The sequence below is a fragment of the Candidatus Saccharibacteria bacterium genome (assembly GCA_016700315.1).
Taxonomy (GTDB): domain Bacteria; phylum Patescibacteriota; class Saccharimonadia; order Saccharimonadales; family SZUA-47.
Genome location: CP065013.1, coordinates 844,526 through 857,306, shown reverse-complemented (window position 1 = coordinate 857,306; position 12,781 = coordinate 844,526). Strand labels below are relative to the sequence as shown.

The window sequence follows — 12,781 nt, the reverse complement described above, 5'->3', positions numbered from 1 at the left end:
AGTATTAAGTATCATGTATAAAGTATGAGTTTCTCTCAGTAAACAGTCATCAGTAAACAGTAGCCAGTAATTTTCTATAAACCATAAACTATCAACCATAAACTCCCCCTAACCCTTATACGCTATATGCTAACTGCTAGCCCCCTCGTTCCTCTTGACTCCTACCCACCACCTAAACCATACTAACTGCAAATGGCCAAGAGTAAAACTAGTTTTTTGTGTGCAAATTGTGGGGCTGTCTACGGTAGTTGGAGCGGCAAGTGTAGTTCGTGCGGCGAATGGAACACACTAGAAGAACAAGTCTCCATAGCTGCCAGTCCAGGCACAAAAGCGGCACATGGTGTCCCGCTAAAAGCCGAGAAACTAGTTAAGGGATTCCGTGATGATGAGAAACGACTAAAAACTGGCGTAGGCGAGATAGATACAGTTTTAGGTGGAGGTTTTGTACCCGCTAGCGTGCTACTTCTCGCTGGAGAACCCGGCGTTGGCAAGAGCACGCTACTGATGCAGATCGCCAAAGCGATAGCAGATTCAGCCAAGGTGCTTTACGTTAGCGGCGAAGAATCTGTCGGCCAGGTTGCAGACCGCGCTCGCAGGCTAAAGGCCAATCATGATGAAATAGAGCTTGCTGCTAGCAGCTCAGCCAACGATATAGCGGCCGCCATCGCCAGCAAAAATTATGGATTGGTTATCGTCGATTCTATTCAAACTGTTGCATGCGCAGAAATCAGTTCTGCTGCCGGAACGATGAGTCAAATAACGCATAGCTCGCAGCTGCTCACTCAAGCTGCCAAAAGAAGCGCAACCATACTGATAATTGTTGGGCATGTGACCAAGGAAGGCTCGATTGCCGGCCCTAAACTACTTGAACACAGCGTAGATGTAGTACTCAATCTCGAAGGCGACAAATTCGGAGGATTCAAGCTGTTACGCGCTCAGAAAAATAGATACGGCGCGACGCATGAGGTGGGAATTTTTGAGATGGCTGAATCTGGCCTTTCGCCGGTCGCTAACCCTTCTGCCGCTCTTTTAGCCGAACGGGTAAGTAGCGACGGTTCAGTCGTAATGGCAACTATCGAAGGTAGCCGCGCGCTATTAGTCGAAATCCAGGCATTAGTGAATCGTAGCAGTTTTGGCTACCCTAAGCGTACAGCCAGCGGCTTTGATGTCAATCGACTAAATCTACTGGTCGCTATGCTCGAAAAGCGAACAAAGCTCCAGCTTTCTGACAAAGATATTTTTTTGAATGTTGTTGGCGGCATAAAACTAAGCGAGCCAGCTAGTGATCTTGCAGTTTGCATGGCAATCGGCTCAGCAGCGAAGGGTCTCAAGCTATCCAAAAATGCTGTTGTCTTCGGTGAGGTCGGACTTTCTGGCGAAGTCAGACACGTGCCATTTGTAGATAAACGCGTCGATGAAGCCACAAAGATCGGCTTCGAAGTTGCCATAGGACCAAAAGTACTAGGTAAAGGCAAAAGCCCAACCAAGCTTGAAACAGTCGGCGATATCAAGACCGCGCTTAACACTTATTTGAAGTAATTAGAAGCCAGTAGCCGCAACCAAGCGCCAACCGCGGCTTATTGAAGAAACTGTATTGTTTTGGTTCGAAGGAACGCTAGCAACCGAGAATGTAAAGCTCTTGGTATCGCTAGCAGAGTACAGGACACTGTCAACCACTTCTGCGAAAACATCTTTTGAGCCGCCGCTAAGAGCCGTGAATTCAGCAGTAACACTACCTGAAGCTGCAACTTCGAAGCTACCGTTTGGAATGTCGGCGCCTGCAACTTTTATTCTTACAGTACCCTTTCTCGCATCAGAAGAAAGCGGGTGCGTTCCACTAGCATAGACAGCACTTATGATATAAACACCTGGGCTACCGGGTTTAGCCGCCACAGAGACGGTGATCGTTGGTTTTACATCGTCACATTTATGTACATCGTCTTTTTCTTCGTTTGTGACAGTACCGCCCCCAACAAACTTATCCCCAGAGAAACTGGCGATTGCTGAATCGTTTAATGTCTTTTTGGCGAGTTCTGGTGTACAATCGGTGGCAAGTTTATTGGATACAGTGTCGATAGTCTTGGTCTCGGTTTTTACGTTAGGCTTTTTGTACCAAGACGGATATAGGTCGGTGGCCGAGCTAGGCTCTTGTGATCCGAGGCCCACATGCGTACGAACAACATATGCTGGTAGTGTCTGAACCCCTGCTGGCTTCTCTCTCTTGACTGGCGTTAGTCCATCATGCGCGCGGTTCATCCAACCTTGCCAAATTGGCTGAGTCATAACCTCCATAAACTGTCTGGTAGCCACTCTTCCTGTATGATGCCCAACCCATACGCCAGCTGAATATTTAGTCGAAAAGCCCATCAACCAACCGTCTTTGCTATCATTTGTCGTACCAGTCTTAAGTGAAAACTCCCAGCCTTTGTAGCGGTGTGGTTTATTACTAAAATAACTCGCTCTAGGGTCGGCCATCATATCAGCTACGATGTAAGCTGAATCTGGTCGAACCACTTGTTCTCCATTACTGGGTTTCCACTCTTTGACTAGACGACCACTGCCATCTGTTACTTTCAAGATATAGGTTTGGGGAATCTTATTACCGTTTCGTGAAATTGTAGCATATGCATGAACATGCCTGTCCAAGCTCAAGTATGCACCGTCTCCGATACCAGCCGAAGCATAGCAGTCTCGAACTATGGTTTTGGCATCATCCTCAAAACATCGATAACCATCATTCCCGCCACCATCACCCATTTCGTTCGATGCAGCCTCGCCTTTTAAGCCCAACGAGTCAGCTACGCCAATTGTCTCTTTAACTCCAGTTGTTAAAATCGCTTTGATGGCTGGCACATTACGCGAGCCACCTAATGCGTACCTAAGAGTCATAGGCCCAGGGTATCTGAAATCGTAGTCCCAAAGACAGTTACCACCAGCCGTCGGACGGGCTTTACTGGTACAAGGATAGCCTTCTAGCGGGCCTTGGGTATCATATAAAACTGTACCGGCACCAAAATTTTCGTTCTTCTCGATAAGCGCAAGGTAATCATACGGCTTAAAGCTAGAACCGGGTGGCAGCGGCGTTTGGGCATAGTTTATTTCGCCAGACCTTGCCTGATCGAAGAAATCAGAACCGCCCACAAGCGCCACAACCTGTCCTGTAGTTACGTCTTCAGCCGCAAATGCTGCTTTATCAAAACCGTTGGCGAAAATTCTGGGCATACCTTTCTGGACTTCTTCTTCAGCTATTTTCTGCTTTTCCATATCTAGAGTTGTAGTGACCTCGAAACCACCGGTTTTGTAACCCTGCTCTCCAATAATACTTTCGAGCTGTCGTTTGGCGGCTAGCACAAAATATGGTGCTGTGACGCCTTGATACTTGTTGGGTTGACGTTGTTTGATAGTTGCAATTACGTCTACCTTTTTAGCCGCCTCAGCTTGCTCGCGGGTTATTCTTCCCATATCGGCCATTCCGTCGAGTACATAACCTATGCGCCCTTGGAGTGTCTCTTTTTCGAAGTCACCAGAATATGGCGAGAGATAGCGGATCGACTTAGGGATAGAGGCCAAGAATGCAGCTTCTTCCAGAGTTAAATCTTTGGCATCTTTTTGGAAGTAGGTTTTAGACGCTACCTGCACACCGTATTCTAAACCGCCATATGGAGCAGAGTTTAGATAGCCGTTGAGGATTTCTTCTTTTGAATAACTACGTTCTAGCTCTACAGATAAGATTAGCTCTTTTATCTTTCTTGAAATTGTACGTTGATTTATAAAATCTGGGTTATTTAGCTTAACGACTTGCTGGGTGATAGTCGAACCACCCTGTGTGCTACCGCCTCTAGCATTGTTAAGTGTGGCCCTAACAATTCCTTTGACATTAAAGCCATTATGGTTATAGAAGTCTCTGTCTTCTGCCGCTATAGTTGCATCGCGCATGACTTGTGCGATTTGCTCTCGCTCAACTGGGTTGCGTTTTACAGCATCATAATCTTCCCAAAGCAGCGTTTTACGTTCACGGTCGTAATACCTAATACTACCGCCAATCGAATCGCCAGAAATGTCTTTTAAGTTTGGCAAGTCTTTTCTAAAATAAGCAAAAACAGCCATCAGGCTGAAAAATAACACCACGATCGCCACACCTGTAAGTTTGAGAGCCATAATCGCACCGTCTCGACTGAACCAGTATCTTACAACTCTTTTTGGATGCAGCCTAAATAATACTCTTTTTAGTCGTGATTTTGGTAAGCCCCTCATTCGCTCGGCCTTGCGAAGCGCCTTAGCCTCCTGGCGAGCCTTAGAGCGCTCCATAAGAGTACGATTTACTTTGATAGTTTTGCCCGACTTAGTCAAAAATTTGTTACCCGATACCCGGCGTTTGCCGGTGAACTTGTTTGCCATATCTTATAGTTTCCTCATTAGTTCTGGACTCAATTATACATGAGAGTCGGGCCATGTGTTAAGTTTTAATGATCGCGACTTAACGAAACTAGCAGCCAGTCTATAAAAATATGCTGCGTACCGTGTACCGTTCAAGTAGAGCCAAGAGCCATGATTAGGTTAGAGGTTATAGGTTAGAGTGATTAGGACTACGGACTAGTAGTTAGTAGTTGGTAGTTAGTAGTTGGTAGTTAGTAGTTGGTAGTTGGTAGTTGGTAGTTAGCAAGTATTACCCCGTACTGCGTACTGTTCAAATAGAGCCAAGAGTCAAGAGTCATGAGCCAAGAACTAGGGACTAGGGACTAGGGACTAGGGACTGGTAGTTAGTAGTTGGTAGACTAGGAGCTAGTAGATAGTAGTTAGTACCGCGTACCATTTACTGTTCTTGTTCGTCGCCCCTACTCACAACCCTCTAAAGCGCATCCACTCTCGTATCGATGGCATCGAGGAGTGTTTGCTCTTCTAGAGCAACATTGTTACGTTCGGTAACAATTTGATTGTAGTCGTTTACTAATTTTTTTACTGCACTAAGCGCTGCATTATATTGCCGTACCTGTAGATTGTATTGCGCAGCCAACTGATTAAACTCGGCAGCGCTATTTGAATTACGCTTTGATTCTAAGCTACTTCTTTGCGATTCTAAGGAGTCAGCCTGCCGTTTTAGGTCAGCCTCGCTACTATCGATTTTTGTTTTTAGATCAGCTAGTCGCACATCATAGCTCTGCACCAACGCCTCTCGTTTAGTAAATTCTTCAGCGTAGGAACTGGCATGGGCTGTAACCTTGCTGCGATCAGAAAAATACTTTTTGTAATACTCTTCCAACTCTGAAGTCAAGTTTTTTAGTTCACTGCCAAAAATCGAATGCATTTCGTTGACAACACTTTGGGCGTCACTCTTACGGTAGGCTTCGATGGTTTCGAGTACTCGTTTGTCGGTTACTAGTTTCTCTTGTTCCAACAATAGCTTGTTTAGATTTGTTTTGTCTTTAGGGCTTAGTCTGGCATAAGCAGCGTGAAGCATCTCATGGGCAGCCGTGACTTCTTCAACTCCATCCAACCGCTCGTCTGTCACATCTAGCAGATAAATGTTTTGGGTACTTATATAGCAACCTAGAACTATTGATTCTTCAGAATTTGTACAGTAGCTACGGAAATTTTTTCTATCTTTTAGCGTAGGATAGTTTATGTAAAAAAGTTTTCTACCCTGATCATTAAAGCCTGAATTCGAAACCAGCGAGCTAATAGTTGCGTCTGGGGTATACTTTCTAAGTCTGAGCCAATCACTAATGTTTTGCTGGTTCTTCCAAAACCAAAAAATACAAACCAAAAAAAGCAGATAGGCTAGAAACTTAAAAACAGACTTTGGTTTTCCTGGCATAAGCACATTATACGGGAGAAATTTATGACAGCGAAGTAATAATATTCATAGCCGTTAACTAAATTTAAGCTCGTTGTTTGCTTCAGAAACATGCACCACTGTTCCTTTGGCGTATTTTTCGTCGAGGATATTAACTGCTAGATGATCTTCGATATCGTCTTGGATAAGCCTTCTGAGAGGCCTCGCGCCGTTCTTTGCATCATAGCCATGCTCAATTAAGTAGTCACGAGCTTTATTGTCCAAGACTATACTAAGCCCATGTTTGACCAGTCTTTCTTTGAGTTCATTTATCTGCAGGTCGATAATTAACCGAATATTTTCTTTTGTCAGTGCTCGAAAAACCACGACCTTGTCGATACGGTTAAGCAGCTCTGGTCGTAATAGCTTTTTGAGTTCATCTTTTACTTTCTGCTGGTTAGCTTTGTGTAGTTCGTCAAGATTTTCAAGGTCCTTGGCAGAACTGGCACCGAAACCAAAAGTAGCTTCTTTTTGCAATTTATCGGCACCAATGTTGCTAGTCATGATTACAATTGTATTAGTAAAATCGACACGTCGACCTTTGGCATCCGTTAGGGAGCCGTCTTCTAGCATTTGCAGTAGCATATTAAAAATATCTGGATGAGCTTTTTCGATTTCATCGAAAAGTACTAGGCTGTATGGCTGACGGCGAACTTTGTCTGTTAACTGACCACCATCTTCGTATCCAACATAGCCAGCTGGTGCGCCTACTAGTCTTGCCGAGGTATGGCGTTCAGAAAATTCGCTCATGTCGATCTTGATAAGGGCCTTTTCGCTACCAAAATATTCGCGCGCCAAGACCTTGGCTAGTTCGGTTTTACCGACTCCGGTCGGGCCTAAGAAAATAAATGAACCAACGGGCCGCTTCTCGCTGGCAACCCCACTGCGGTTTCGCCTAACTGCTCGGGCAACAGATTCGACAGCTTCTTCTTGACCTATGATATTGTTTTTGAGCTTTGACTCTAAGTTTAGCAGGTACTTTGCCTCAGCGCGCATAACCTTACTAGCTGGCACGCCCGTCATCCGCGAGACAACCTCAGCAATATCATCGCTATTTAGTCTTATTCTTTTGCCGCCCTTGGATTTGGCTTTGACGGCCTCGAGTTTTTGCTCAACTAGCTTGGCCTTCTGCTTCTGTTTGGCGGCTTCTTCGTAGTCTTCTCGCTCAACTGCGTCTTCGATTTTTACTCCAAGTAGTTTCAGTTCTTTTTCAAGGTTTCTAAGCTCAGGCGGTGTCTTGCCCTTTGCCACTCTGAGATGAGCGGCTGTTTCGTCTAACAAATCAATCGCTTTGTCAGGCATATAACGGTCGTTAATGTATCTTGCAGACAGTTGAACAGCGTCGTCTATCACTTCATCAGAAATTATTACATTATGAAAATCCTCGTAATGCTTTCGCAGACCTTTGAGAATAGCGACCGTTTCTGTTTTGCTAGTTTCTGGTACTATTATCGGCTGGAATCGACGCTCTAGCGCTGCGTCTTTTTCGATATGCTTGGTGTATTCGTTGGTCGTAGTGGCGCCAATTAGTTGAATTTTGCCCCGAGAAAGTGCGGGCTTTAAGATATTGCCGGCATCCATTGAGCCTTCGGCGCTGCCTGCCCCTACAATTAGATGAAGCTCGTCAATAAAGACTATCTTATCGCGATCTTCTTCGAGCTCAACCATTACTTTTTTGAGTCTTTCTTCAAACTCACCGCGGTATTTCGTACCAGCCACCATCGCTGCCATATCGAGCATCAGGATTTGCTTATCAAGTAAGGAGTCTGGCACATCCTCGGCGATAATGCGCTGTGCAACACCTTCGACAATAGCTGTTTTACCAACTCCGGGCTCGCCTATCAGCACGGGGTTGTTTTTGGTTCGGCGATTCAGGATCGTAACCAGTCGTCGAATTTGAGTTTCGCGGCCCACGACCGGGTCGAGCTTGCCGGCTCTAGCTTGCTCAGTTAGATTGATAGAATACTGCTCGACAACTGATTGTTTGCGTGTTTTGGTTCGCGTTTTCACATTTACACCGGCACCACTGGAGTGCGTTTGTCCTGCCTTTTGCTCTAATGCCCTCTCTATTTCAGTCGCCAATATATCAGTGTTTACATTTAACTGTCTTAATAGGTTTACGGCACTGGCTTTGCGCTGTCCCAGAAGACTAAGCAGTATATGTTCTGTACCGCAGAATTCTTGGTCGTACTCCTGGGCAATTTCCCATGCCATTCTTAGTGTCAACTTTGCGGCTTCGCTTAAGCCTTTGCTGGCATCGCTCATGACTACTTTGGCAGGATTCATATCCATGGCCAATCTGGCACGATTTAAGCTAACCCCCGCTGACTTTAACAGCTTAGACCCCATTGATTCTTCTTGAGCTAAAATCCCGAGCATCATATGTTCTGTGCCAACATAGGCCTTACCTGTACCACGCGATATAGCTTCGGCGTGCTTAAGGCTATGTAGCGCATTATCGGTTAGATGGTTAAGAATATTCTGCAAGTCTTCGTCGTTATTCATAGCGATTCCTAAAATAGTTTAATTATCGTAAGGCCATTCTAACAAAACAAATTAGCACTCGTCAACCCCGAGTGCTAATTATTCACTTAAAATGACCTTTTGTTTAGTACTGATTGACCCACAGCTCTAATTAAATTCGAGCAAATACTGAGGGTAAGACCCTCCCTAAAAATCATCACTCGCCGTGCTGTTCGACAGCTTCTAATAGAGAGTTTTCAAGGTCGCTCTTACGTTTCAGCTTAGGCTTCTGTACGCTGTCAACGGTTTCTGGAGCTTTACGCTCTCGCTTTGTTTCACCTTCTGCCTCGATATCAATGTCAAAACCTGTCAGTTTGCTGGCCAGACGAACGTTTTGGCCGCCCTTGCCGATGGCAATGCTTAGCTGGTCGTCCATAACATAAACTGTCGCCTTATTGGTTGCCTTGTCTACTAGCACGCGGCTAACCTTGGTTGGACTAAGTGCATTCTCAATGTATGTGACTGGATTTTCGTCCCAAACTATTATATCGATTTTTTCTTGCTCGCCGACTTCGCTCATAACGGCATTGACCCTAGTACCATGCCCACCAACAAATGTACCGACTGGGTCTACACCTTGAACCAAGGAGCTTACGGCGATTTTGCTTCGAACACCAGCTTCACGTGAGATATTCTTGATTTCTACAGCTCCACCATCCATTTCTGGCACTTCGGCAGCAAAAAGTTGTCTCATAAAATCGGCACTACCGCGGCTAACGATCGGCTGTGGTCCACGAAATCCCTTTTCGATATCCTTCAACAGCACTTTGATTCTTTGACCCGGGAAGTAACGCTCGCTTTGAATCTGTTCGCTAGCAGGCATGATGGCCTGGGTTTTACCAAGATCTACTCGGACAATCCTAGCCTCAACTCGGGTGACAATGCCATTGATGAGTGTGCCGATTTTGTCCTCGTACTCGGCCATGACGATTTCGCGCTCGGCTTCACGAAGACGCTGCAAGATAACCTGCTTTGCAGTCTGAGCAGCTACACGGCCGAAACTTTCAACTTTATGATGAACCTCTATTGTCTCGCCAAGTGTAGCGTTTTTGCGCATTACTTGAGCTTCTTTAAGCGAAATCTGATTTTGCTTGTTTTCAACTTCATTAACGATTTCTTTTGAGATATATGCGTCGACGTCTCCCGTGTTAAGGTTCATCGTTACGCGCACTTCTTGCTCACGATCACCGAAGTCTCGGCGAAAAGCGGCAGCCAAAGCTTGCTCTACAATCTCTTGTACTGCGGCGCTATCAAGATTTTTTTCTTCGGCGATCAGCTTGATTGCTGCTGCCAGTTGTTTCATGTCTAAATCCATAGTTTTCCTTTATTATTTTTACAGCGTAAATATTGCTATGTACGGTTTGGTTATTAAAAAGTCCGACCTGTCGGCCGGATTACAAATACAGTATAATGTACCTAGACTAAAATATGCAAATTAAGCTTTAGAGGGGAGAAACAAAAGTAGTGCCCAAAGATGTCGACAGACTGTATCATCAATTTAAACCAGAGCATTACGACCTGTCACTGAAGCTCGATCACAAAGACTTAAAATTCGAAGGCAGGGTAGTTATCAGAGGCCATAAAGTCGGTCGCCCCAGCAAACGCCTAACCTTTCACCAAAAAGACTTAAAAGTAGATAAGGCCGAGCTGATACATTTTGACAAAAAAGGTACCTCCTCGACTATTCAGCTAGACCGCACTAACAATCACGCAAAATACGACGAGCTAAGACTACACTCGACCCAGATGCTTTATCCTGGCCTTTACCAAGTCACTATCCATTTTAGCGGCAAGATCACTAAGCCAATGGACGGCATTTATCCTTGTTATTTTGAGGCTGACGGCAAAAAACAACACCTGCTTGCGACACAGTTCGAAAGTCACCATGCACGCCAAGCCTTCCCATGTATTGACGAGCCCGAGGCCAAAGCGACCTTCCAGCTTTCAATTACTACCAACTCTGATCATAGTGTTATCTCCAATACTCCAATACTTGAAACAAAATCAACCACGTCCAATGCCCATAAAACAGTTTACTTTGAAAAAACTCCTGTTATGAGTACCTACCTATTGGCCTTTGTGAGTGGTAATATTTCTTATAAAGAGGCCAAGACGAAGTCCGGCGTGCTGGTGCGTACTTATGCCACTCCAGACAATGTTGAGCACACTAGTTTTGCGCTAGACACAGCCGTAAGAGTGCTAGACTTCTACGAAGATTACTTCGGTATCGCCTATCCCCTGGCCAAATGCGATCATATAGCCTTACCGGACTTTGCTTCTGGGGCAATGGAAAACTGGGGCTGCATCACGTACCGCGAACAATGCATGCTGGTTGATCCAAAATACACATCACTAGCCACAAAACAGTTTACAGCACTAGTGGTCGCCCACGAATTAGCTCATCAATGGTTCGGCAATCTTGTGACTATGAAGTGGTGGAACGATTTATGGCTTAATGAAGGTTTTGCCAGCTGGATTGAGTACCTGGCGATCGACCACATCTATCCAGAGTGGCAGCTATGGACACAGTTCCTAGTCGACGACCGCGAAACTGGACTCAAGCTTGACGCACTTGAGCACACTCATCCCATCGAAGTACCGGTTCATCATCCTGACGAAATCAGAACTATTTTTGACGCCATTAGCTACAGTAAGGGCGCGGCGATTATTAATATGCTTCATCAATACCTGGGACCAAAGAACTTTCAAGATGGCCTACGCCACTACCTGAACGAGCACGCATACAAAAACACTACCACGGCAGACTTATGGAGATCGCTCGGAGATGCATCAAATCAAGACGTAGAGCAGTTTATGAACGCTTGGACAACACAACCAGGCTTTCCTGTCATCGCAGCAGAGGCGACTAACAATTTTGAGATGAAATTGTCTCAACACCGTTTTTACTTACGCAAACCGACAAAAGACCAAGCTGCAACTTGGCCAATACCGCTCTTAAATGATGCTTTTGATAAGAAGCTATTGACTGCAGAATCAAATACTTTTAGTCACAATAGAGATTTTATTATTAATCAAAGCCAGAAAGGTTTCTACAGGGTAGTTTATGATAGAAGTTTTCTATCGCAGATTGAGGACTTGATCGTTACTGGTAAACTAAACACCGAAACTAGATTGGGCATTTTGAGCGACAGCTTTGAGACTTCCAAGGCGGGCTATCAATCTATAATCAACACTTTGAATTTAATTGAATCTTACAAAAACGAGGATAATGCTGCAGTATGGGATGTGCTTGCTGCTGGCATAGCTACTATTCGATCGGTTATGGATGATGAGGAACTAAGAGAAAATATGAAGCCATATATCCGAAATCTCACCGCAAAACAGCTTAGGCGTCTAGGCTGGGAGAAGAAAAAGAATGAAGCTCATTTTGACAGTTTGCTGCGACCGATTATCCTGGCGATGGCTGCGGCAGCTGATGATCCTAAGATCACAAAAAAATGCTTAGATTTATTCAGTCACATGGCTGCCAGCAACGAGCTAAACCCAGAGTTAACTCAATCTACACTGCCAAAGCTCACTGGTCTGCCTAACGAAATTGACCCAGATACTCGAGGTGTCATATACGGTACCGTCGCCAGACTTGGTGGCCATGATGAATTCAACAAATTACTCGCACTACACAATGCCACGACAAACAGCGAAGAGCGAACTAACATTGCTGCCGCTCTTACGGGTTTTAATCAGCCGGAATTAATTGATAAAGCGCTGGGACTAATTACAACCGATGCTGTCCGTTTGCAAGATGTTGCTTATTGGGTTGCTTATTCTTTCATGAATCGTTTTGCTCGAGATAAAACATGGCTATGGCTTAAAGATAATTGGAAGTGGCTCGAAGAAAACTTCGAAGGCGATCTAGGATTTTACCGTATGCCAGTTTTTGCGGCACGCTCTTATAGCAGTGAGGATTTCAGAGAAAAGTTTGAAGAGTTTTTTGCCAAAAAACGTAGCCCTGCCTTTAACCGCTCTATCGATCAGGGACTTGAAATATTGGATTGGCACATTTCCTGGCGGAAGCGCGACCTTCAGGCTGCTTCAGCTTGGTTTAAAAAATTAGCGTTTCGATAAAGTCCACCCCACCGTAGGAATTAACGGCAGCTGCTGCCAAACAGCACTCACCTTCCCAGTTATGATTTGCCAACCAAAACTCAGCTGCAAATTTCATCTGATTAAGCTTCTTCCTCGTAATGTAATCTAGCCCGCCTCCCCATACATCACGTGCTCGAAACTTTGATTCAACAAAATAGAGGCATTTACCCTTAAGAGCGATAATATCAATTTCACACCAGCGTGTTTTCCAGTTACGAGCGATTATCTCATAACCGGTCATCTCTAGGTACATAACAACTGCGTCTTCGCCGATATCACCGTAATCCTTATTGCTCATGAGCTTAGTATCGCCGATTT

At 45.0% G+C, this 12,781-nt stretch carries 7 protein-coding genes; 2 read left to right on the top strand and 5 right to left on the bottom strand.

Annotated elements, in window-relative coordinates:
* Positions 1 to 186: 186 nt before the first annotated feature.
* Complete coding sequence (gene radA / locus IPO96_04440) at positions 187 to 1,539, top strand: DNA repair protein RadA (protein QQS65422.1); 1,353 nt, start codon at positions 187 to 189, stop codon at positions 1,537 to 1,539.
* Here radA and IPO96_04435 read toward each other — a convergent pair whose 3' ends face one another.
* The 4 genes from IPO96_04435 to nusA form a co-directional block, all read right to left on the bottom strand.
* Entirely contained in the window at positions 1,540 to 4,398 is a 2,859-nt protein-coding gene (locus tag IPO96_04435) for a penicillin-binding protein (protein ID QQS64787.1), read from the bottom strand.
* Positions 4,399 to 4,849: 451 nt separating this feature from the next.
* Positions 4,850 to 5,815, bottom strand: a complete 966-nt coding sequence (locus tag IPO96_04430) for a hypothetical protein (protein ID QQS64786.1) — start codon at positions 5,813 to 5,815, stop codon at positions 4,850 to 4,852.
* A gap of 54 nt (positions 5,816 to 5,869) precedes the next feature.
* Positions 5,870 to 8,338 carry an ATP-dependent Clp protease ATP-binding subunit gene (locus IPO96_04425; GenBank protein QQS64785.1) on the bottom strand — a complete coding sequence of 823 codons (2,469 nt, stop codon included), beginning with the start codon at positions 8,336 to 8,338 and terminating at the stop codon, positions 5,870 to 5,872.
* 175 nt (positions 8,339 to 8,513) lie between these two features.
* On the bottom strand, positions 8,514 to 9,671 hold the full coding sequence (gene nusA / locus IPO96_04420) for a transcription termination/antitermination protein NusA (GenBank protein ID QQS64784.1): 1,158 nt from the start codon (positions 9,669 to 9,671) through the stop codon (positions 8,514 to 8,516).
* A 149-nt stretch (positions 9,672 to 9,820) separates the two neighbouring features.
* On the opposite strand from nusA, the gene IPO96_04415 reads away from it, so the two are divergent.
* Positions 9,821 to 12,442, top strand: a complete 2,622-nt coding sequence (locus IPO96_04415) for a M1 family metallopeptidase (GenBank protein QQS64783.1) — start codon at positions 9,821 to 9,823, stop codon at positions 12,440 to 12,442.
* On the opposite strand, the gene IPO96_04410 is transcribed toward IPO96_04415, so the two are convergent.
* Positions 12,420 to 12,761 (bottom strand): YraN family protein, encoded by a 342-nt coding sequence (locus tag IPO96_04410; protein ID QQS64782.1) that lies wholly within the window; start codon positions 12,759 to 12,761, stop codon positions 12,420 to 12,422. The genes IPO96_04415 and IPO96_04410 overlap by 23 nt on opposite strands.
* Positions 12,762 to 12,781: the final 20 nt, after the last annotated feature.